Here is a 25,557-nt window from a genome sequence, read left to right on the forward strand (position 1 = left end):
CTGCACTAAATGAGTAACTCTCTATTCTTGGCGCTCTTGGCGTACTTGGCGGTTCGTTTAATAATATTCTGTGCATCTTCATACAGAATTGGTATAAGCTATTTAAATACACCCTGAAATAAATTTTTTTGACCTATTACGATCCTTGCAAAAGGTCATTAATTGAACGTATACTCTGTTTAATTTGTTCTGTCAAAGAAGTTCTTAATAAGTCAATATTTTCAGTTGAAAAAGTGAGTAATCCCAAAGCATAGAATAAGCTTGAAATACCAATAATTAGAGCCAAAAATCTCCCAAAGCAACCGGGATTAATTTCCACAAACCCTAATTTAGATTGTCCGATGACGGCGATCGTTATAAAAACAATTCCTGCTATTAAAAATGTGCTATTCGGAGTTAAATCTGTCATTTTCCTAATAAAATACTCAATAGTTTTATTGTAGCTATTATTAAATTTTTTCTTGCTGCTAGTAGTATAGCAGTCCTAAATCACGAAAAGTTAGATCCCCGACTTCTCAAAGAAGTCGGGGATCTGGACACTGCGAATTTTCAGTAAACGCTATTGTGACTTATATTCCAATACCGTTTGGAATTTCAATGATAAATTCGGTTCCCTTATTTGGTGTACTATTGCAAGTTAATTGACCTTTGTGTTTATCTACGACAATCTCATAGCTAATAGATAGTCCTAAACCTGTACCACTTCCTACCGGCTTAGTAGTAAAAAATGGGTCAAAGATTTTTTGCTGCACCTGTGGCGTTATTCCCGAACCGTTATCGACAAAACGAATTCTTACTATCTTGTTATTTATGCATTCAGTGAACACGCAAATTGTCGGGTTATCTGTGGTTTTTCTATTAATTACCGCATCTTCTACAGCATCAATCGCATTCACCAGCAGATTCATAAATACTTGGTTAATTTCTCTGGCGTAGCATTCTACCAACGGTAAATCGCCATATTGTTTTACGATTTCAATCGCTGGACGCTCTGCCTGTGCTTTAAGTCGATGCTGCAAAATCATTAAGGTGTTATCAATGCCTTCATGGAGATTCACAGCCTTGTATTCTGATTCATCCAAGCGCGAAAAGTTACGTAATAAGAGAATAATTTGCCGAATCCGCTCAGAACCGACTTTCATCGATTTCAATATGTTATGTAAATCCTCTTTCAAGAAGTTCAAGTCTACAGTTTCTAGTTCTGTTTGTAGGGATTTAGGTGGATAAGGATAGTGGGATTCATAGGCATTTAATAAGTGCAGTAAGTCTTGTGTGTGTTGATCAACATAATTCAGATTTCCATGAATAAAACTAATCGGATTGTTAATTTCGTGGGCAATTCCTGATACAAGTTGTCCCAAAGACGACATTTTTTCACTTTGTACCATCTGTGTCTGGGTGCGATGTAATTCTTTTAAAGTCGTTTGCAGTTGGTCATTTTTTTGGTTTAATTCCTGGGTGCGTTCTTTCACCCTGTCTTCTAGTTCCGTGTACAAACGAGCATTCTCTAAGGAAATTGCCGCTTGGGACATTAATAGATGCAACATTTCTAGCCGATCGCGCGTAAAAGCTCCTACCGTCAATTTATTTTCCACATACAAAATGCCAATCAATTTGCCTTGATTGAGAATTGGCGCACAGACAACACTCTTGGGTGAGTGGTGTAGCATATAAGGATCAGCCGCTAGGGTTGGCTCCATGAGTGCATTGTCAATCACAGCCAAGGTGAGGGTATTTTTAACCCGATTGATTAGGGTAATGGGTAGTATTTGCTGCTCCTCAAAGGGCAGCGAGAGGGCATCGGCACGCAGTACAGTGGCAGGTTGTTCAAGTTCAGAGAGGGCTTCAATTACCCAGCGATCGCATGAAGGCATGAGCAATGCACATTTATCAGCCCCCGCATTTTCCAGGATTACCTCAAGTAAAGTTGAGAGTAACTTATCTAACTCAATTTCACTCGATAGAGATTGAGAGGCTTTAAGAATAGTGGACAAATCGAGGGCTTCTGAGAGGCTAGTATTACTAGAGGTCAAAGTTTGAAGTGTGTAAGAAGAGATAGGAATTATTGTTTCTGTGGCAGCAAAAGATGGTTGCTGTTTTTGCAAAATTGTTGCCAGTAGTTGCGGATAGCGGGTTTCTAAATCAACCACTTTGGCTTTGGCTCCCCAGCGTGTGTAACAATAGTACGCTTCGGTCATGTAGACTTGAGCGATTTTTTCTTTGCCCCAATGGAGATAGAATTTAGCGGCTAGCTCGTTGGCTAATGCTTCTTCGTTGAGATATTGATTTTCTTTGGCGAGGGCGATCGCGCGATCGTACTTTTCAATGGCAGCAGAATATTTCTTCAGTATCCGATATTGTTCTGCTTCTACCAGTAGAAACTTATGCTGGTGATTACTTGGGGCATGAAATGCCCACTTCTTGAGTTTTTGCTGATTCCCTTTGACGTGCTTAAGGAGTTCCTTACCTTCTGAAAATGAGACATTTGGATAAATAGCTAACCGCGCCAAGGAGTCATAAAAGCAATGCACAGCTGTGGGTAATGTTGATACACAGTTATCAAAGTAAATTTTTGCTAGCTTTGATTTTTCAACGGCTTCAGCATATTCCTCAAACAAGTAATGTAAGTATTGTTGATTAACATAGCTGAAAAACAACCCTGAGTTATCTTTGATGGCTTGCTGCATGGGAATAGCGTCGGCAACCTGATAACTTTCCCCCGACAAGAGGCTGGGATTGTTGCTATCACCGAGAAGATTTAAGGTAGCTTGATGATGGATTTGTAGGTAAACCGAGCCATTTTTCTGGTTTAATGGTGCGATCGCTACCATCAGCGATCGGATCATTTGTTCGGTGTCGCTCAAGTGGTTTCCTATCCAATACTGGTTGTAAGAACAGATTACCGCCGACCAAGTAGCATATTCTACATCTCCAGTTTCTAGCCCTGTTTGGTAAGCCTCCAATAACGATGGAATGGTGTCTTTTACAGGTTCGCACCAATGGCTGATAAAGGTAGAGTTCGTGAACAGAGTTTGTGCCTTGCAATCAGTGGCGTTAAAACGCTCTAACACTTGCAGAGCCAATTGCCCAAACTGATAACCCCCTTCAATATCCATCAGCACACCGCAAAGAATCATTCCATACCAAGCGTAGGCAACGGCTGAGAGGGCCGTATTACCGTAGCGAACTGATAAATTAATCCGCTCAAATACGAATAGCGGCATCAACTGGGGGGCACAGACATAGGTTGCAGATGCAGTACTCGTTAAAATTCGCATGACGGCCAGCGCGTTGGGATTGCTCATATTGGGCAAGTCAATCAACTGTGCTGTTTTTTTCATACCTAAAATCAGCTTTGTTTTCGCTAATCCCAGTAAGACATCGATTTTAGTCGGTTGTTTGGGAAGCTGAATTCCCAACTGTTCCAGCACATCTAGGGCAGTATAAACAGCTTCCTGCATCTGACTTTGAGCAATTTCAGCCAATATTTTGGTTTCGTAGGCACTAACTTTATCGAGTAAGTTGCTAGCATTTTGCAAAATTGAGGCAATTAATCGATCTGTTTGCTCAAATTGGCTGCATAGATAAGCAACTCCAGCGCCTAAATCATGCAGTGCCAATGTCAAGGGATAGTTATCTTGCCATTGTCCATCTGGTAATCGCTCAATGCCTGTGCTAACAAACATCAAAGCAGCATCAAAGGCGGCGGCAGCTTTGGCAGCTTTGCCCGCTTGCAAGTTGAGGGTTGCAAATTCATAGCGGGCTTGAGGCAGGGTAATTAGATCGGCGGCTAGGTTAAAATGACCCACAATATCAAAAATTCTTTCCTGAAGTTGGGTTTCGCTACTGTTTTGAAGTAGCAGTGTACCGATTTCTAGATGGGTAATTTGTTGTTTAGAGTGGGGAATTAGGGAATAAGCAGCTTGCTGGATGCGATCGTGTAGAAACCGATAAGTTGGATTAGCTGCGGCATCATAAACCGATGCACTGTCAGACTTAATAAAGAACTTATAGATTTCCGTATTGGGAATAATTAGTCCTTCTTGTAAGGCTTTCCATAAATCAGTCGCTGTTACTTCTAGTGATTGTTCTGAAACAATCGCCAAAGTTTGCAAATCAAATTGCGCCCCAATACAAGCTGCTAGTTTAAGAACATTTTGAGTCTCATTCGGCAACTTTTGCAATTGCAGTGCCATAAACTCCACCACATCATCGGTGAGGGCTAAGGCTTTGACTTGAGTAATATCACACTGCCAATATCGTGTTTCCCAATCAAAGGTAATCTGTCCATCTTCATACAATGCTTTCAAAAATTGCGTGGCAAAAAAAGGATTACCTTTGGTTTTTTGCACCACCAATTCTGTCAAGGGTTGAACTAGGGATAAGTTGCAATTTAGTGTATCTGCAACAAAATGATTCATATCCACTAAACTTAGCGATCGCAGTGTAATGGTATTAACTACTGCCCCAGTTTTGACGATTTCATCTACAGTCAGGATGAATGGGTGAGTAGGTGATACTTCATTATCCCGATATGCACCCAAGATTAATAAATATCCGGTTCCTTCCATCAACAGTTGCAGCAATTTTAGTGATGCGGAATCTGCCCACTGTAAATCATCTAAAAACATCACTAAGGGATGTTCTTGACTCGTGAAGATTTGCACAAATTTCTGCATCAGCAGATTAAAGCGATTTTGGGCAGCAGTTCCTGATAATTCTGTGGCTGGGGGTTGTTTGCCGATAATTCCCTCTAGTGATGGAATGACATCAATCAAGACTTGTCCGTTTTCTCCAACGGCATTGAGAATTTTGGTTTTCCAGGTTTGTAGTTGTGCATCTGATTCTGAAAGGAATTGCCCTATTAAGTCTCGGAAGGCTTGGACAAAGGCACTAAAGGGGATGTTGCGCTGAAATTGGTCGTATTTACCTTTGATGAAATAACCACGTTGGCGAACAATCGGTTTATGAACTTCATTGACAACGGCAGTTTTCCCAATGCCAGAAAAACCTGCTACGAGCATCATTTCTGTACTACCTGTGCTAACTTGTTCAAAGGCAGCTAATAGTTGAGCCACTTCCTGTTCTCGACCGTAGAGCTTTTCAGGGATGATGAAGCGATCGCTAATATCTCGCTCTCCTAGTGGAAAATATTCAATGCTTTCGGTAGTTTGCCATTGATTTAGGCAAATATCTAGATCGTGTTTGATTCCTAATGCACTTTGATAACGATTTTCGGCATTCTTCGCCATCAACTTCTTAACAAGTTCGGATAAAACTAAGGGAATATTAGGATTTATTTGATGGATTTGTATAGGAGTTTTTGCCAAGTGACAATGTACCAATTCCATCGGATCGTTGGAAATAAATGGTAATTGTCCCGTGAGTAATTCATAAAATGTCACACCTAATGAGTAGAAATCACTGCGGTAGTCAATCCCTCGGTTCATCCGTCCAGTCTGTTCTGGCGAAAGATAGGCGAGAGTTCCTTCTAAAGCATTGGCGTTGTGAATTTCTTGGGTTTCCCGTGGAAGCAAAGATGCAATACTAAAATCAATTAATTTAACTTCTTTGGTTTCGGGATTAATTAAAATATTCGCGGGTTTAATATCTTTATGAATAATCCGATTGCGATAGAGGATATCTAAGGTATCGCAGAGTGCGATCGCTATAACTAAAAAATCTTGTAGAGAGGTTATATGTAACGGCTGTACAGCAGCAAAATAATCTTTGAGAGAAATCCCCCCAAAGTCTTCCATCACCAACCCATAGCCATTTTGATATGGTTCCAGGCTATAAGTTTGAACGATCAAGGGTGAGTTGAGATTTTTGGCAATGGTGTACTGATTACGGAATAACAAGAGTTCGCTGAAACTTGGATATGGATTTTTCAGCAGTTTAATCACTACAGGTTTTTGTTCAATGTCCCGATAACCACGATAAACTATGGTTCTGGAACCATTGTAAAGTTCCTCGCTGACTTGATATCCGGGAATACTGACTCTCATACCGCACTTATCCTGAAGGCTGTCAGATTTAGTGTTCCCAGAGATAGCCATACTTAATCATTGGTGAGATACACTGGCTGAAAAGCTTTTGCCTCTTCCCTCTTGCCTACTTGGTGAGGTACAGATCATCGTAGGGGCACAACATGTTGTGCCCCTACCCGTGTACTTCATTTACCCGCAATACGCTGTAAATTAGTCATAATCAAGTCAAATAATCGGGAACTGTAGTACAAATTCAGTCCCTTTTCCCAGGGTTGAATTGACAGTAATTGACCCTCTATGTTTTTCGACAATGATTTGACGAGCGATCGCTAATCCTAATCCTGTCCCTTTACCGACAGATTTTGTAGTAAACAAGTGGTCAAAAATCTTTTGTCTAATTTCTTCATTCATCCCTAAACCATTATCTTTAATACTAATAATTACTTGTTTAGAGTCACTAAGTTTGGTGCTAATTGTAATAGAATTTTGATTATTTTTAATCTGTTCAAAACTGCGACCAATATTTGATTCTTCTATTGCCTCGATTGCATTTGCCAGGATATTTATAAATACCTGATTCAACTGTCCAGCAAAACATTCTATTAATGGTAGCTGGTCATATTCTCTGATAACTTGAATTTCTGGGCGAGTTTCTGAAGCTTTCAGACGATGTTTGAGAATCAGAATAGTGCTTTCAATACCATCATGAATGTTACAAGCAATGGGGCGATCGCTATCAGCACGAGAAAAAGTTCGTAAAGAAGTGCTAATATCTCGAATTCGCTTTATGCCTTCTCGCATTGAACCGACTAACTTGGGTAAATCTTCGCGGATGTAATCGAGGTCAATGGCTGCGATTTCATCTTGAATTTCGGCATCAGGATTGGGATATTTTTGCTGATATAAATCTACTAAACCAAATATATCTTTGATGTAATCTAAAGCGGGTTGAATATTGCCACCCAGAAAGCCGACAGGATTGTTAATTTCGTGAGCTACACCTGCGACGAGATTTCCTAGTGCGGACATTTTTTCACTTTGCACCAGTTGCATTTGGGCCTGTTGAAGTTCAACGAGTGCTTGTTCTAAATTTTGTTTTTGTTGTTTGAGTTCTTCTTCTGCTTGCTGACGTTCAGTAATGTCTTCTGTCACTAATAAAATCCCGAATACATTACCGTCGGCATCGCATAGAGGTATCTTGTTCGTATCTAACCAAATTAGCTTACCATCTACTCGCCGCGACTGTTCAATAATATGGAATTCTGCTTGACCAGACTCGATCACACGCCGATCGCAGATGCGATAAAAATTTGCTTCTTCTTGGCTCCAGGGTAAATCATAATCGCTTTTACCAATAATTTCATCAGGCGAACTCAAGCCTACTACCTTGGCAAAACCCTCGTTACAACCTAGATAAACTGAATTGAGATTTTTCCACGCCACCCACTGCGGGACGGTATCAAATACTAGGCGCAATAATTGTTGAGTTTGTTTGAAAGCTTCAACTGATGTAAATAGTTCTTGGGTTCGTTGAGTGACTCGTTGCTCTAGTTGCTCAGTAAGTTGTTGTAGTTCTATATTTTTAGCTTCCAGTGTGCGGCTCAATTGGTTAAGCTTTAAGTGCGATCGCACTCTTGCTAAAACTTCACTTTGTTGAAACGGTTTGGTTATGTAGTCAACGGCTCCCAGTTCAAAGCCTGTGACTTTATTTACCGATTCAGACAGGGCGGTGATAAAGATAATCGGAATATTTTGGGTTTTAGGATTGGCTTTGATGCGCTGACAGGTTTCAAAGCCATCCATCCCCGGCATCATTACATCCAGTAAAATCAAAGATACGGTCGTATGTTCTAGCTGTTGTAGCGCACTTTCACCACTGGTTGCGATCGCCACTTCAAAACCATCGTGGGCTAAGGTGTCTGAAAGCACCTTCAAGTTATTTGGCACATCATCCACGATCAGAACAATGCCATTATCCAACAAGTTTGTAACGTGATGGTCAAATGTAATCGAATTTCCAGAGAGTTTTATCATGGCAAAAATAGTAATGAGATGACAAAGGGGATTGGGAATTACAAGAATTTTTTGCTGCTTTCTCTAATCAAGGGAGATACTTTTCAATAAATGTTCGGATTTTTTCAATTTGAAAATTGTCTGCATACTGACGGACTGCTTTGACAAATGGCTGGTATTGCTCATCAGCTTTTTCCAAAGTTTTTAGCTGTTGCTCAATGGCCATCAAACGTCCCTGCAAGGCTAATGTATATAATTGCAATAAAATATCATTAGCTGGGGGAACAATATCGTCTAAATTTGATGAAGATGTTTCTTTTGAGTTGAATAGTACTGATTCCACAGCCGGGGAATTGTCTTCATAAATCCATTTCAGATTCAGGTATTTTTCTAACAACTTCAGCAGTGCTGAGGCTTCTACAGGCTTGGGTAAAAATGCACTGGCTCCGGCTGTGATACTATCATTCTGGTTACTTTCAAATACGCTAGCTGAAGAAGCGATCGCGGGAATATGCTTTAATTCGGGAATCTCTCGCAACTGTTGTAGCATCTCGTAGCCGTTCATCTCCGGCATCATTAAATCTGTAATAATTAAATCGGGATGAATCTCCTTCGCCTTGGCCAATCCTTCTCGACCATTGCTGACATCAATCACTTCAAAACCCAAAGGTTCTAGCAAACTGACCAAAACTGAGCGATTTTCCCAACGGTCATCTACTACCAGCACTTTCCCTTTGCTGCCTTCAAATCCGATAATTTTCCCTTGCTGGGTAGTTCGCAGACTTGTAGCCCATTCTTTGGCTTCGGGAAGTTCGACCTCAAACCAGAAGGTGCTACCTTCTCCCAGTTGACTTTCTACATTGAGGGTACTGTCCATCATCGTCACGATTTGCTGACTGATTGCGAGTCCTAGTCCAGTCCCTTCTGCTTGTTTCTTCATGTCACCCACTTGTTCAAAGGGTTGGAAGATTTTCGTGATTCCGGTTGCTGATATGCCAACCCCAGTATCTTTTACCTCAAAGCGAATTTGATAGGTTCCAGTTTCCAATTTGTGAGTTTTGACGCGAAACGTCACCCCACCTTCTTCAGTAAACTTAATGGCATTGCCCAATAAATTAATCAACACCTGACGCAGACGTTTTTCATCAACTGTAATGCCAACCGGTAAATCAGAATCAGGTTCATAGGTGAAGGGAATTCCTTTTTGATTAGCACGAACGCGCATCATCTCCGCAATGCCTTCCAGAAGTGCGGGGAAATAGGCATCTTCCGGGTACAGTTCCAATTTGCGGGCTTCGATTTTGGCGATGTCAAGGACATCATTGATCAAATTGAGCAAATGATTGCCGCACTGATAGATGATATCTATACCTTTTTTACCTCGTTCTGTTAAAGGTTCGCCATTTTGGAGAATTTGGGCATAGCCCAGGATGCCATTGAGTGGAGTCCGTAGTTCATGGCTCATATTCGCCAGAAACTCGCTCTTAGCTTGGTTTGCAGTATCGGCTTTTTCTTTAGCTTCTGCTAGTTCTAGCGTCCGTTCTTCTACCTTTTGTTCTAAGGTAGCAAAGGAGGTTTGCAACTGTTTGGCCATGCTATTAAAAGATGCGGAAAGTTCTCCAAGTTCATCGGTGCGATTGCTTGCCAGAGTTGCATTCCAATTCCCCGTTTCTAATTGCTTGGCGGCGGTATTGAGTTGTAAAATGGGTAACACTACAAGCGATCGCGATAGCCAACGCACTAAAGCTACAGTCAGTAACAACACAGCCAAAAAAGTTACCAGAGCAAATCCAGCAACCCGAATTTCCTGCCGCACTACAGAACTTGCATCTAATTCAACCACCAAAAATCCATTCACCCGACCCTGAAGATTGGTAATTGGGGCATAGCCGTAGAGAATAATTTCGCCATTTGCAGTTTGGTGAAATTCCTGCTCAACAAAGGGTAAGTTACGGGCAACGGCTACAGACAAATCATCTAATGACTTTGTGTAATCCATGCCAATCAATACACTTTTACCTTGCTCGGAAGGATCGTAGTTTAAGACATAGACAAATTTTTTATTTTGTTGTTGTCGTACTGTATAAATACGTAATATATCTTTACTAGTTGCTTGAATAGATACAAGTTTATCTTGATTAATTTTGTAAAAGGCTGAGGTGCGATCGCTACGCTGGAGAACCAATCCGTGATAATCGCTATCAATTTGAGGAACTGCCAGACTAACGATCGCCAAAAGACGATTACGGATTGCCTGCCGTTGACTAGAGTACAACTGCCAGTACATCCCTGAAGCTATTGTCCCAGCCATCACTGCGATTAGCACTGAATAGGAAGCAATAATTTTTGTGCTGAGGTTCCAATTTCGCACTATTGTGGCTCCTTTTACTGCCCCAAACTACTGAGATTATCAGTCATGCCCAATTATTTCTAAGATGCCCATTTCATCTGTCAAATGAACAATTGGCATTGGCATTGGTTGTTAATTCTTCCCCATCATTGGGTTAGCCCAAGGCTGGCGCGGTAAGCGGCGCGTTGAGACTTACGTCCCACTTTATTGGTAATCTGCTCCCATCTCTGTTCAATCTGCTGCATTGCTTCCTCTTTCGTAATTTTGTCCACTAAGAAATCCGCTCGAATAGCATCAAGGGTTTCGATATATTGCTGACTTCGCGGAATTTTCAAATCCAATACCATATTTGAACTATTCAGGCTGACACCGATCGCTCCTAAATAGCTGTTGGCAGCTTCAAACGACATCCCTGATTTAATCCAAGGATCGGAATTTTTAAATTGCGAAATGCGGTAGGGATTCACCCCCGTTTCGCCAAGAGTAACATCAATATTGGACTGAGCAGGCCGACTCATGTAAGAGAGAAATGCGTAGGCAGCATCCTTTACTTTTGGTGATGATTTTGCTGCCACCACACCCACCCAGCCCCCGTTAGCAGCGTAGGGCGCGTGATTGACACCATCAATGGCGTAAGGACAGGTAAACTTATCGCAGGCGACTAGTTTGTTAGTCCGGCGATCTAGCACTTGAGTCGTCCCCGGTGTAATTGAAGCCCCCACTTTATCTGTCACCTTAGACACCGCCTGATCAATAGCGAGGGGGCCAATATCACCCCAGTCAACGGTCATGGCACACCGCCCGCTCAGAAATATTTTTCTAGCTGTAGCTAGATTCAGATTTTTATCGTCGGGAACTCCATATTTCACGGTTTGTTTGTAGAGTTCTAGCGCCCTACCAAATCCAGAATTATTTACTAAAGGTTTCATTGTCTCTGGATCGAAGAACATTCCTTGGGCTGTTCCCTGAGATTGTAGAAAAGAAGCAAAAAATGAGATCGAGAATGTTGTACTGATTTCCTTTGCAACCTTGGCGATACAAGAGCCGTAGTCTGGTTCCCCATCGCCATTAAGGTCTTTGCCATGAAACTGTTTAGCCACTGCTAGATAATTATCCCAAGTTTCGGGAGGCTTTAACCCCGCTTGCTTCAACAAATCCCTGCGGTAATAAACCATGTGAAAATCACCATCTAAGGGAATTGCGTAGGTGCGTCCCTTGTAGTTGGCGCTGAAATCTCGGAATAGGGGTGCAATATCATCCCACTCTAAAGCAGGATCGGATTTTCGGCGACCGGTTAAATCTTCTATATAGCCAGCATCAGCAAAGTCGATTTGCCACTGAGGCAAAATAATAGCTAGATCGTACTCGGAAGCATTGCCAGACCAGTTTTTCTCTAACAATTTCCGAAAATTTATAAAAGGAACCTCCTTTAGCTCGATCTTAGCTCCAGTCAATGCCTCAAACTCAGCAATATGTGTCCCAGCCTTTAGATGAAGTCCTCCAGGATTGGTAACAACATTAATTTTCACCGCGTCGAAGCGTTGAGCAGGCGATGTTTGGGAAGTTGTTTGTGTTAGCCCAGGGGATGAAGGCGTTAGGGGATTGGATTGAAAGAGGCTACAGCCAGAAACGGCGATGCTAATCCATAATGCTGTTAGCATGACAGGCAGATACTTGAATAGTTTCCTCCAGGAGTGCAAGCGTTGCCGCAAAGAAAAAATCATGGGTGCTAAGAGTGCTTTGGCAAAAGCTGGATTGTTCACTAGGGGTTTCATGGTGTCTGAGTCAAAAAATGCTCCTTGTGTTGTTCCCTGAGATTGTAAAAAAGGAGTGGCATTACCACTTTGGGTTGATTCGATGATTTGACGAGGGAAATTGTTAAATTTTGAATTGCTTAATCCTATTCCATTGCCAACGGTTTTGGTGGTGAACAAATCTGTTTATGGGGTTAGCCCAAGGCTGGCGCGATAAGCGGCGCGTTGAGACTCACGCCCAACCTCATTGGTAATCTGCTCCCAGCCTTTTTCAATCCGTTGCATCGCTTCTTCACGGGTTATCTTGTCAGTTAAGAAATCAATGACAACTGACCCCAGCACTTCTATCTGATAGCGGTAATTTTGGGGAATGCGTAAATCTAACACCATATTAGGATTATTAAGGCTGACACTAATCCCGCCCAAGTATTTGTCAGCAGCGCCCGATGTCATACCCGCCTTGATCCAGGCTTCTTGGTTATTAAATTGAGAAATGCGATAAGGATTGAAGCCTGTTTCCCCAATAGTTACATCAATATTTGATTGTGCAGGTTGACTGATGAAGGAGAGAAACGAATATGCTGCATCTTTCACTTTGGAATTAGCTTTGGCATTGACAAGACCAACCCACCCACCACTAGCAGCATAAGGAGCGTGGTTGACTCCTTGAATACTATATGGACAGGTAAACTTATCACAGGTGACTAACTTGCCAGTTTTGCGATCGAGGATTTGGGTTGTGCCTGGGGTAATGGTTGCACCAACTTTGTCAATTACCTTAGAAATAGCTGGACTAATTGCCATAGTCCCAATGTCACCCCAATAAACGCTAAGGGCACATCGTCCTCTAATAAATAATTCTTTGGCAAGGTTGCGTGGGGTTGTCACTTTGGGAGATCCATAATCCCTTTCTTGTTTGAAAATGTCCAATGCTCTAGCAAAGGCTTGATTATTGACTAGGGGTTTCATTGTCTCTAGATCAAAAAATGTCCCTTGGGTAGTTCCCTGACTTTGAACAAAAGGACTGACTATTGACCAAAAGAAGGAAGCAGCATTCTGCCTATCCCAAGTTCTGTCAATGCAAGATCCATAGTCAGGTTGACCATCACCATTAAGGTCTTTTCCATGAAATCGCTTGGCTATTGCTAGATACTCTTCCCAAGTGGCGGGCGGTTCTAATTTTGCCTGTTCCAGGAGGTCTTGACGAAAGTAAGCCATGTGAAAGTCGCCATCCAGAGGCATTGCGTAGATTCGTCCCTGGTAAGTAGCATTGAATTTTTGGAAGAAGGGCGCAACATCCTGCCATTGTAGGGCGGTATCAGTCTGGACTCGTTGCGTTAGGTCTTCCAAATAACCAGCCTTGGCAAAATCTGCCATCCACTGAGAAATTAAAGTTGCTGCATCATACTTAGAAGCACCACTAGACCAATCTTTCCAGAGAGTCTTGTACACATCTCGATTTGAGACACGAGTCAGATTAACCTTTGCGCCAGTTTGCGCTTCAAATTTGGAGATATGTGGCTCAATTCCAGTCGGAGAGAGATCAGCCTGACTAGCAAAGTTAATTGTGATGCCGTCAAAACGCTGTGGAGTTGAGCTTCCACTTTGTGTCTGCACAGGCAATGAAGAGGTTTGAGAATTGGGTGGCAAGAAACTGCAACCCGGAATCCCTAAGCTGAACCAGAGGGCTGTCAGGAAAATCAGACCATATCGAACTCGCTCCCACAAAGAGCAAAAGTTTTGCCAATTAGACATTTTATAATTCCTTCCCTCTGGCAATTAAAAGCCAAGTTTTGACGATTTACAGATTTATTGTTCCCAGATACAGCAGATTGGAACTTGGTGAGGTACAGATCATCGTAGGGGCACAACATGTTGTGCCCCTACCCGTGTACTTCATTTACCTGCAATACGCTGTATATTAATTTTTTATTGCGCTTGGGTTATTTTTCTCTCCCCCTGCCTGTCTTAAAAAGCCAAGGGTATTGACTTACGGAGCTAGAAACTTTTTAGCGATCGCTTATGAATCCAATGCCACAGTTTTAACTGGTAAGGTAATGACAAACTCTGTTCCTTGTCCCAGTACAGAAGTGCAGTTCAGATTACCACCGTGAGTTGATTCGACAATTTGCCGTGCGATCGCTAACCCCAAACCCGTACCTTTACCGACAGCTTTTGTAGTAAATAAATGGTCAAAAATCTTTTGCTTGACTGACTCACTTATCCCTTTACCATTATCCAGAATGGCAATTTTCACCCTTTCATTTTCGACCGATGTTTGAATGGTTATGCAGTTGGGATTGGCTTGAATGTCTGCAAAAGTGCGACCATTATTTGATTCATCTAAAGCATCAATGGCATTTGCCAAAATATTCATAAATACCTGGTTGAGTTGTCCAGGGAAACAGGCAATTGCTGGAATCTGACCGTAGTTGGTGATAACTTCAATGGCTGGACGAGTTTCCGAAGCTTTGAGGCGATGGCGTAAAATCAAGATGGTGCTATCAATCCCTTCGTGAAGGTTGAAGGTTTGTTTTTGGTCGCTATCAGCACGCGAAAAAGTGCGGAGACTCTTACTGATAGATTTAATGCGATCGCCTCCATCTTTCATCGCCCTGATTAACTTGGGTAAATCACCCCGTAAATATTCCAGGTCGATTGTCTCTAATTCCTCTGCAATGGTGGGGCTGGGTTGCGGGAGTTCCTTTTGATAGAGGTCAATCAGTCCAAATAGGTCATTGATAGAATCTTGGACAGCATCAACGTTGCCAATAATGCAGCCGACGGGATTGTTGATTTCGTGAGCAACTCCGGCGACTAAGTTACCCAGCGCCGACATTTTCTCACTTTGGACTATTTGTAATTGGGCGTTTTGCAAGTCGGTGAGGGTCTGCTGGACTTGATTGTAAAGCCGGGCATTCTCTAGAGAAATAGCCACTTGGGTGCAGAGGAAGTCGAGAATAATGATGCGATCGCTAGTAAACACACCACTGGTTAAGCGATTCTTGAGATACAAAATACCAACCAAATGTCCTTGATTGAGAATGGGTAAACACAGGACACTTTTCGGCTGGTGTAGTCTCAAATAATCATCAATTACGGGTAAATCGGTTTCTAAATCGTCAATTACCACAACTTTGTGAGTGTTTTTGACATATTGAATCAGTTTGACGGGGAGATTGGGGTTATTTTCCAGGGGTTCGGAGTAGAGTTTAGTTTCGCTTGGTGTGGCGATCGCCCGCACTTCCCAAACTTCATTTTCATTGGGTAAAATTAAGGCACAGCGATCGCCACCCGAATTTTGCAGAATAATTTGGGTAAGCTGGTGGAGCAGATCCTCTAATTTAATCGTCCTCGCAAGTGCTTGGGAGGCTTTGATAATGCCAGCAAAATCGAGGGTTGTATTGATGCTGGAACTGCTAGAAGTTTTGCGGGTGTTGGAATGAAGGGAATAAGCGGGAGATGCGATCGTTGATAGTGTGCCTAACATTATCATAGAGGGGTCGGACTGCTGCAAAATAGGGCAAAGCAAGTCTGGATAACGGTTTTCCAAATCATCAGTTTTGGCTTTGGCTCCCCAGTGGGCATAGCAATAATAGGCTTCTTGCATATATCCAGCGGCCACCTTCTCTTTACCCCAGTCAAGATAGAATTTGGCGGCAAGTTCATTTGCTAAGGCTTCTTCTTGGATATATGCGTTGGCTTTGGCTCCAGCAATGGCGCGATCGAACAGTTCAATTGCTTCTGCTTTCTGTCCTGATAAAATACTTAAAATAGCATTAACTAGATCGTATTTATGAGCAAAGTTTTCCGGGCAACTAATTGCCCAGAGACTGAGTTGAACTTGGTTTGATTCAACTTTTTGAATGTAACTATTGTCTAAACCTAGAGCATGAGTTCGACAGTATTCTGCGATCGCAATAGATTGATAGAAATTGATGGCTGCAACTTGGTATTTTCCAGTAATAGTCCCAACAAGTTCTTCAGCCCCCTGTGCTGCTTCCACAGCCTCACTATAGCGTCCGTAAAAACATAGAACTTTAGTTTTGAGGAGTAAATAATGGCAAATTGCATAGTCGCTGTTATTGACTCTACAAGATTCAATATGCTGCTGCTCAGTTGGGAGATTCTCCGCAGGAAAAGCTGTAAGTTCAGCCAGCCAAATATTTAATCCCGCGATCACATCCACAGCCAGTTGATAGTTAAGTTTCTTAGCACAAAACCCTAAATATTCAGGAAGATTTTGCTGAACTTCTAATACGCTGTCTCCTGCATAAAATGAATTGAGCAGCTTGTACATCAAAAGATTACCTGAGTAAACCATCTCTCCAGACTGTAGTCCAGCGATTAATCCTTCATCAAAAATCGAACCTGAGCTACGCAGAGGACGCACCCAAGAAAGGAGATTGTTGCCAAGCATATAGCAAGCTTTGCATAGATTATCGGCTTGCTTAAATCGTTTGGCTAAACTTTCTGCGAGGACTCCAAATTCATAGCCAGATTGATAGTCACGCTGATAATATCCCAAATACATTCCATAGGCAGAAAATCCGTTTCCTGATTCAGCTATTACGCCAAAGTTGAGAGATACTGAAACCATTGATAACGCAACGAGAAAGTATAGTTCTCCCTTCTGTAGAACATAAACTGGTACGATTAAATTATTGAGGATTTTGATAATCAAGTGCTTCTCTAGATCGGTAGCTTCTGGTTCATTGACCAGATCCTCTGGCTGGCGATTGGCTAATTTTAATTGAATCTCATTTTGGGATGATTCAAGTTTCTCTGGTAAGTCTATTTCTGATAAATCAAAATTCAAGCAAGATAATGCTTTTTGTCCATACTGAACTGCTTGCAGATAATGACCTTGTAATGTGAACATCAAAATTGCCAGGTTAAAGGCTTCAGCTCTTTCAATTTGTCGTTTGGCAAAGCTAGAAATTGTTTCAATAATGGCTAGAGAAGATTGAAAATCTCCAGACAAATACTTAGCTTCTGCTAAATTGAAATAAACCTCTAGGGACTTTTCATAGTCTTGCTGCCAACTATTTGTCGGCAAACAGCGTTCAGCTGCGGTAAAGTAGTTTACAGCAACCCCATAGGCAGTAGCTTCTTTAGCCCTTTTCCCGGCAATGCAGTTTAGCCGTAAAAGTTCTGAACGTTCTTCCTGGCTTAGATGCAGATCGAAACCATGATTTAAGTGATTAACGATCGCAAAAATTTTGCTACCTTGTTCTTCCGGCGAAGCATTAGCCAGCAGAAGGTTGCCAATTTTGGAGTGAGTTGCTTGTTTTAAACCGTCAGGAATAAGAGAGTAAGCCGCTTGCTGAACGCGATCGTGGATAAAGAGATAACTCACAGTGAGGTTATTCATCGCTTCTATATCTTCAATATCATGTTCATTCCCTTGGAAAAACTTGTAGGTTGAGTTTTCTGGGATGACTAACCCCTCTTGAAGCGATCGCCACAAGTCTACTGCTACACTATCTTGACTAGCTTCACAGACTATTGCTAATGTTTCTAAATCAAATCGATTACCAATGCAAGCCGCTAACTTTAATACTTCTTGTGTTGCTACTGGCAGCCTCCGCAATCGTCGGGTAGTAAATGCAACTACATCATCTGTCAATGCTAATTGCGTCACCTGGCTGAAGTTGCAGTGCCAATAACCCGACAAACGATTGAAAATAATACATTCTTCCTCATACAGTCCAGATAAAAACTGGATTGTAAAAAATGCATTTCCCTGAGTTTTTTGGTAGACCAACTGCGAAAGTGATGCAGCGATATCATTGGAACACAGCAATGTATCGGCAACTAAACAGGTAATATCTGATTCCTCCAAACGAGCCAAGATTAAAGTATTAAGATTGACACCTCGTTGTCTCATCTCATTGAGGGTTAACATCAGTGGATGAGCTGGAAAAACTTCATTATCCCGATAAGCTCCGAGTACTAGTAAATAGCCTGCTTCCGACTCGCTCATCAACAATTTCAACAAGTTCAAAGAAGCAGAATCAGCCCATTGTAAATCATCGAGAAAAATCACTAAAGGATGTTCTTTCTTAGTAAATATCTGAATAAATTTACCAAACAGCAGATTAAACCGATTCTGAGAGGCACTACCAACTAGCTCAACTATCGGGGGCTGGGAACCAATAATGTGTTCTAGTTCGGGAATGACTTCAATCAGAACTTGTCCATTTTCACCAACAGCAGCCAGAATTTGCTCCTTCCAGCGAGCTAGTTCTACATCAGATGCGCTCAAGAGTTGTCCCATCAAGCTGCGGAAAGCTTGGACAAAGGCGGAAAACGGAATGTTGCGATTGAACTGGTCATATTTGCCTTTGATGAAATAGCCGCGCTGTCGGGTGATGGGTTTGTGGACTTCATTCACGACTGCTGTTTTGCCAATCCCCGAAAAACCAGCTACCAGCATCATTTCTGTTGCACCAAGGCTGACTCGCTCAAATGCTTGGAGTAGGGTTGATACTTCGGTTTCTCGTCCATAGAGTTTGTCGGGGATAATGAAGCGATCGCACAGATCCCTTGTTCCAACATCAAAGCTATCAATCGAACCCGTTTCTTGAATTTGAGTTAAACAATTTTCTAAATCAAATTTCAGTCCCAATGCACTCTGATATCTATCTTCGGCATTTTTTGCCATCAACTTGCTGACGATTTTTGAGAGAAGAGGCGGGATTTGTGGGTTGATTTCATCTACTAAAGGCGCTGCTTTGGCAAGATGACAATGCACCAATTCCATCGGTTCATTTGATGGAAATGGTAAAACTCCGGTGAGTAACTCGTAGAAAGTTACACCCAAAGAATAGAAATCTGTGCGGTAGTCAATCCCCCGATTCATTCTCCCCGTTTGTTCTGGAGAAATATAAGCAAGTGTCCCTTCTAAGACATTAGGATTAACTAGCGTTTGGGTTTCCCGTGGTAGTAAAGATGCAATACTGAAGTCAATTAATTTAACTTGTTTGGTTTGGGGGTTAATTAAAATATTGGCGGGTTTAATATCTTTATGAATAATCCGCTCTCGACACAATATGTCTAAGCTATTGCAGAGGGCGATCGCAATCTCTAAAAACTCCTGTAGAGGCTTTCCCTGTAAGGCTTCTACAGAGGTGAAATAATCTTTTAAAGAAATCCCGCCAAAATCTTCCATCACCAGCGCATAACCATTTTGATAGGGTTCTAGGCTGTAGGTGGCAATGATTAGGGGTGAGTTGAGATTTTTGGCGATGGTATATTGATTGCGAAACTGTACCAATTCACTGAAACTCGGATATGGATTCTTCAGCAGTTTAATCACTACTGGTAATGAGCCAGTTTCTCGATAACCACGATAAACTAGGGTTCTGGAACCGTTATAAAGTTGTTCACTAATTTGATATCCGGGAATACTGACAAGAGTGCTAACCATATTGCTAAATCCTGAAGACTTTCAGATTTAGTATTCCCAGATATCTAAAGTCCTTTGACGTTCAAGACATAAATTATACCGGGATTTCAATGATAAATTCTGTACCTTGACCCAGAACGGAGTTACAACTTAATTTACCGCCGTGGGCTGATTCTACGATTTGTCGGGCGATCGCTAATCCTAACCCTGTTCCTTTCCCGACAGCCTTTGTAGTAAATAAATGGTCGAAAATCTTTTGTTTGACTGACTCACTCATCCCTTTACCATTATCAGTAATGGCAATTTTTACTTTTTTATTTTCGACCGATGTTTGAATGGTTATGCAGTTGGGAATGGCTTGAATGTCTGCAAAAGTGCGACCATTATTTGATTCATCTAATGCATCAATGGCATTTGCCAAAATATTCATAAATACCTGGTTGAGTTGTCCAGGGAAACAGGCAATTGCCGGGATATTACCGTAGTTAGTGACAACTTCAATGGCTGGACGATTCTCATTAGCCTTGAGGCGATGGCGTAAAATCAAGATGGTGCTATCAATCCCTTCGTGGAGGTTGAAGGTTTGTTTTTGGTCGCTATCAGCACGCGAAAAAGTACGAAGACTTTTGCTAATAGACTTGATGCGATCGCCTCCATCTTTCATGGCTCTGACTAACTTGGGTAAATCACCCCGTAAATATTCCAGGTCGATTGTCTCTAATTCCTCTTCAATCTCAGTCCCAGGTTGAGGGAATTTATCGTTGTAGAGGTCAATCAGCCCAAATAAGTCATTAATGGAATTTTGGACAGCCCCAACGTTGCCAATAATACAGCCAACGGGATTGTTGATTTCGTGGGCAACTCCGGCGACTAAGTTCCCCAAGGCTGACATTTTTTCACTTTGAACTATTTGGAGTTGGGCGTACTGCAAATCGTTCAGGGCATTTTCTAATGCAAGGGATTTCTGCTGTAAGGCAAGTTCTGCAAGTTGACGTTGACGAAGTGCAGCTTGCTGTTCGCTAATATCCAGAAATAATCCATCCCAAACCATAGATCCATCAGCAGATGTTTGGATGCGTGATTCTCCGTGTATCCACTTAATAATTCCAGAGGGTGTAATAATTTGTCCTGACCATTGCCAGGGAGATAGGGCTTGAAGGGCTTCAGTGTTGGACTGCTGATAACTCAAGACATGATCTGGATGCACCAGATTGTCGAAAAACTGCCAATTGGACATGGCTTGCTCTGGGGTAATTTCTAACAGGCTGTAACAGTTGGCACTAATATAGGTCAACGATATGACCCCATCGGCACTTATGGAGTATTGATAAACAACCCCAGGAACATTATCTACAAGTCTCTCAAACCGAGAATTACTCCCGCTCAATTCGGCGAATGACTCCTCTAATTGTTGAGCATATTTTAGCGATCGCTCATAAAGCTGGGCATTTTCTAGGGAAATGGCAGCTTGAGCGCAGAGTAAGTTGAGCAGCTCAACGCGATCGCTCGTGAACGCCCCCGTTGCTAAATTATTTTCTAGATATAAAATGCCCAGTAACTTCCCTTGATGCAAAATGGGACTACACAAGATACTCTTAGGCTGCTGACGAAGGATATAGGGGTCATTGGCTAAGGTGGGATCGCCAGTTGTATCAAATAGCACAATAGTCTGCCTGTTGTGTTTGACTTTGTAAATCAGCTTCAGGGGAATATCCTGACTATCCTCAACCAGAAGGCGCTGCAACACGACGGGCTGCGTCCCCAGGGTAATTGACCCTTCGATCAGCAGGCGTTCGGATCGCAAAAGCATTAAGACACACTTATCAGCCCCAGCATTTTCAATGACGATTTCAAGCAACGATGAAAGTAGTTTTTCCAGTTCGATTTCGCTTGAGATCGTTTGGGAAGCTTTGAAAATAGCGGCTAAATCTAAAGCAACAGAGACGCTGCTACTGCTGGAACTAGGGGAACTAGTGGATGTGACACTCCCCAAAACGAAGATAGTTTCGTTAGTTGACAGAGGAGAACGGGTTTGTTGGAGGATGGAGGCGAGGAGTTGAGGATAGCGTTTTTCCAAGTCGGCGACTTTGGCTTTTGCGCCCCAACGAGCATAGCCATAGTAGGCTTCAATCATGTATTCCTGGGCAATGCGCTGTTTACCCCAGTGGAGGTAAAATTTTGCGGCTAGTTCATTAGCCAGCGCTTCTTCCTGAATATAACCATTTTCTTTGGCTGCAATGATGGCGCGATCGTAATGTTCAATTGCTTCGGCTTTATTGCCAAAAACCCGTTGCCGTTCTGCCTCAACTAAATACCATTTATGCAGATGATTCATCGGGGCATTTTCCGCCCACTGTTGCAAAATAGTTTGATGGGTTTCCACCAAGAGGAGAAATTCGCCTTGCTCCGACTCTGGCTGTGTGGACAAGAGTGCCAAATACGTCAGGGCTGTATAGAAATGAAAAATGGGAATAAAAATCATCCCTGATACTGCCATTAAATACTGTTTGGCTTGGGCGTTATAGTCTAGGGCAACCGTGTAGTTACCACAAAAGTAGGCAAGCATCAGTTTGTAAGTGTAAGCAATAGCGATCGCTGTGAGATCCTTGTCTTGATGGTGCTTAGGAATCATCACCGTTTCATCGTAGGCACTGCCAATTAAGCAATCCGACAGAATACTGGCTTCCCTCAAGTTCTCCACAGTCTGCTGCATCATATCCAAATAAGTCAGGGCAGAATGTTGTTTTATCTGTATTAAGACAGCCCTGTAAGCTGCTATTTCGGGTTCCCAAATGTCCAGTTCTACCCCAGCAAAAAGTTTGGCAATGAAGTAATTGAGGGAGTTGTAGCCAGCGTTGAGAAAATCACCAGTTTCCATACCAGTTGCATAGCCATCTTTCATCGTCAACATCGTTGCTATTAGAGATTCCTGATGATGTTGAACCCAGGCTGCAAACAGAAGTAGAACTTTAGACTTGAATTCCCCAACATTAAATCGATCGAGCAAGTTGATTGCTAATCGCCCAAAGCCATACCCTGATTTCACTTCTCCCAAAAAAGCACACAACACCATACTGTGAATCGCATACCCCACCGTTGATCCTGCTGCATTCCCAAACTGGAGTGATAAACTCACCATAGTTGCGCTTAGTATGGGCAGTAATCCGGGCATTGCCTGTAGAATCGGTGAAAATAAGATTCCTAACAGTTGCATAGCTGCCTGAGTGTGGCCATCGCTCATTACAGGTAGATCGACTAATTCCTCAATCCCTCTGTCACCTTGAAGACTGGCTAAGGTTTGTAGGGCTTGAGCAATTTTGGCTTCGTCAGGTGCAGTGGGGAGTTCAACCCCCAATTGAAAGAGGGCATCTCTTCCTACTGCGATCGCTTCTAATATCTTGCCCTGGGCTGTCTGGGCGACGATTTGAATTTGGTAAATTTTGATTTTGTCTAAAATCGTCTGAGCTTCTTGTAACACCAGTGCTGCTATTTTTTCCATGCCATCAAAATCAGCATTCAAATAAGCGGCTTCGGTAGCAGCAACATGGAGATTCAGAGTCAATTCATATTGATCTTGCCAGCAGTTGGCTGTCAGTATGTCAATCCCTGTCTGCAAATAAACTCTTGCCGCAGTATAAGCTGTAGAATTTCTCGCCTTCACTCCAGCTTTAAAGTTAAGTCGGGCTAAATCTTCCCGTTCTTGCGGTTGGGTGATTAGCTCAATTCCTTGGTTTAAATGTAGGGCAATATCAAATAGTTTTTCTTCCAGTTCTACTTCCGAGGAACTGTGCAGTAGTAATTTTCCAATTTTGAGATGAGTTGCTGTTTTTTGCTCATCGGGAATCAGGGAATAAGCCGCTTGCTGTACTCGGTCATGTAAAAATCTATATGAAGCTGTCCTTTGTCCTTTGTCATTTGTCATTTGGTTGTTATTTTCTAATGACAAATGACTAATGACTAATGACGAATTTTGATAAAATTTATAAATATCACTAATCGGTAAAATCAACCCTTCTTGTAACGCTTTCCACAAATCTGAAGCCGTTTCGATTTGGGATTGTTCACAAATAATTGCTAAAGTTTCTAAATCAAACTGGTTGCCAATACAAGCAGCTAACTGTAACACCTGTTGAGTTGATTGTGGCAGTTTTCGCAATTGAAAACCCATAAAGGCAACAACATCATCTGTAACCGCTTGCTGATTTACTTGTACAATGTCACATTGCCAAAAACCTGAATCAAAATTAAATTCAATTAGCCCATCTTGATGCAATGCTTTGAGAAACTGTGTAGCAAAAAATGGATTTCCTTGAGTTTTTTGATAGACTAATTTAGAAAGAGTCCATGCTAAACTTTCTGTACATTTCAGAGTGTCTGCAACTAATTGATTTACTTGCTCTTGACTCAGTGGGGCTAAAGTAATCGTGCTAATCGTTGCTTGGTTTTGTTGAATCTCACTCAAAGTCAACATCAATGGATGTCCCGGATTGACTTCGTTATCACGGTAAGCACCAATTAACAAAAGATGCTTTGTATCAGCCATCAATAGCTGCATTAACTTCAGCGATGCTGAATCTGCCCATTGCAAATCATCTAAAAACATCACTAATGGATGTTCTAAGCTGGTAAAAACTTGGATAAATTTTTGAAACAATAAATTAAATCTATTTTCTGCCGCCGTTCCTGATAATTCTATGGCGGCTGGTTGTTCACCAATAATTCTTGATAATTCGGGGATAACTTCAATAATTACTTGTCCATTTTCTCCAACTGCCTCTAATATTTGGTTTCTCCATTGCTGGATTTGTCCATCACTTTCAGTTAATAATTGTCCAATTAAATCTCGGAATGCTTGCACAAAGGCACTGAAAGGGATATTTCGTTGAAATTGGTCATATTTACCTTTGATAAAATAACCCCGTTGTCGGACAATCGGTTTATGAACTTCATTGACAACCGCAGTTTTACCAATTCCCGAAAAACCAGCTACCAGCATCATTTCTGTTGCACCAAGGCTGACTCTTTCAAAGGCTTGGAGTAGAGTTGATACTTCGGTTTCTCGTCCATAGAGTTTATCAGGGATGATGAAGCGATCGCACAGATCCCGTCGCGCAATCTCAAAACCGTTAACTCTACCAGTTTTTTGTAACTGATATAAACAATCTTCTAAATCAAATTTCAGTCCCAATGCACTCTGATATCTATCTTCAGCATTTTTCGCCATCAATTTGCTGACAAGATCGCAAAGGACTTGAGGAATCTCTTTTCTCTTGACCCTTTCTCTTAAATTGGGTGCTGGTTTAGCAATGTGACAATGCACCAACTCCATCGGATCTTTTGATGAAAATGGTAGTTCTCCTGTCAGTAATTCGTAAAAGGTGACACCTAAAGAATAGAAGTCAGTGCGGTAGTCAATCCCCCGATTCATTCTTCCTGTTTGTTCTGGGGATATATAAGCAAGTGTTCCTTCTAAGACATTGGGATTGATGAATGCTTGGGTTTCTCGTGATAGCAGAGATGCAATACTGAAGTCAATTAATTTAATTTGTTTGGTTTCGGGGTTAATTAAAATATTGCTGGGTTTAATATCTTTATGAATAATCCGCTCCCGATAGAGTATATCTAAGGTGTTGCTGAGTGCGATCGCAATCTCTAAAAACTCTTGAACAGACGCGATATATCGCGGATCTACAGAGGTGAAATAATCTTTAAGAGAAATCCCCCCAAAATCTTCCATCACCAACGCATAGCCATTTTGGTAGGGTTCCAGGCTGTAAGTGCTGATAATCAAAGGTGAGTTGAGATTTTTGGCGATGGTGTATTGATTGCGAAACTGTACCAATTCGCTGAAAGTGGGATAAGGGTTTTTCAGCAGTTTAATGACTACTGGTAATGAGTCATTATCTCGATAACCACGATAAACCACGGTTCTGGAACCGTTGTAGAGTTCTTCACTGATGCGATATCCGGTAATAGTGGCTAGATTGCTTACCATACTGCTAAATTCTGAAGACTTTCAGATTTAGTGTTCCCAGATAT

8 protein-coding genes are annotated in these 25,557 nt (G+C 41.9%); all 8 read right to left on the bottom strand.

The window, feature by feature from the left end; genetic code table 11:
- Positions 1–136: 136 nt before the first annotated feature.
- The 8 genes from V7K98_RS21775 to V7K98_RS21810 all read right to left on the bottom strand — a co-directional run bounded on the left by V7K98_RS21775 (position 137) and on the right by V7K98_RS21810 (position 25,513).
- Entirely contained in the window at positions 137–409 is a 273-nt protein-coding gene (locus V7K98_RS21775) for a hypothetical protein (RefSeq protein ID WP_335025582.1), read from the bottom strand.
- Positions 410–569: 160 nt separating this feature from the next.
- Positions 570–6,059 carry a trifunctional serine/threonine-protein kinase/ATP-binding protein/sensor histidine kinase gene (locus V7K98_RS21780; protein WP_335025584.1) on the bottom strand — a complete coding sequence of 1,830 codons (5,490 nt, stop codon included), beginning with the start codon at positions 6,057–6,059 and terminating at the stop codon, positions 570–572.
- A 156-nt stretch (positions 6,060–6,215) separates the two neighbouring features.
- Entirely contained in the window at positions 6,216–8,024 is a 1,809-nt protein-coding gene (locus tag V7K98_RS21785; RefSeq protein WP_335025586.1) for a hybrid sensor histidine kinase/response regulator, read from the bottom strand.
- A 67-nt stretch (positions 8,025–8,091) separates the two neighbouring features.
- Entirely contained in the window at positions 8,092–10,374 is a 2,283-nt protein-coding gene (locus V7K98_RS21790) for an ATP-binding protein (RefSeq protein WP_335025588.1), read from the bottom strand.
- Positions 10,375–10,499: 125 nt separating this feature from the next.
- Complete coding sequence (locus tag V7K98_RS21795) at positions 10,500–12,287, bottom strand: ABC transporter substrate-binding protein (protein WP_335025590.1); 1,788 nt, start codon at positions 12,285–12,287, stop codon at positions 10,500–10,502.
- 6 nt (positions 12,288–12,293) lie between these two features.
- Positions 12,294–13,862, bottom strand: a complete 1,569-nt coding sequence (locus tag V7K98_RS21800; protein ID WP_335025592.1) for an ABC transporter substrate-binding protein — start codon at positions 13,860–13,862, stop codon at positions 12,294–12,296.
- A gap of 265 nt (positions 13,863–14,127) precedes the next feature.
- Positions 14,128–19,539: a trifunctional serine/threonine-protein kinase/ATP-binding protein/sensor histidine kinase gene (locus tag V7K98_RS21805; RefSeq protein ID WP_335025594.1), complete on the bottom strand. Its 5,412-nt coding sequence runs from the start codon at positions 19,537–19,539 to the stop codon at positions 14,128–14,130.
- A gap of 73 nt (positions 19,540–19,612) precedes the next feature.
- Positions 19,613–25,513 (bottom strand): trifunctional serine/threonine-protein kinase/ATP-binding protein/sensor histidine kinase, encoded by a 5,901-nt coding sequence (locus V7K98_RS21810; RefSeq protein ID WP_335025597.1) that lies wholly within the window; start codon positions 25,511–25,513, stop codon positions 19,613–19,615.
- Between the last annotated feature and the right edge of the window lie 44 nt (positions 25,514–25,557).

It is taken from the genome of Nostoc sp., from assembly GCF_036917435.1.
In the GTDB taxonomy this organism is placed as follows: Bacteria; Cyanobacteriota; Cyanobacteriia; order Cyanobacteriales; family Nostocaceae; genus Nostoc.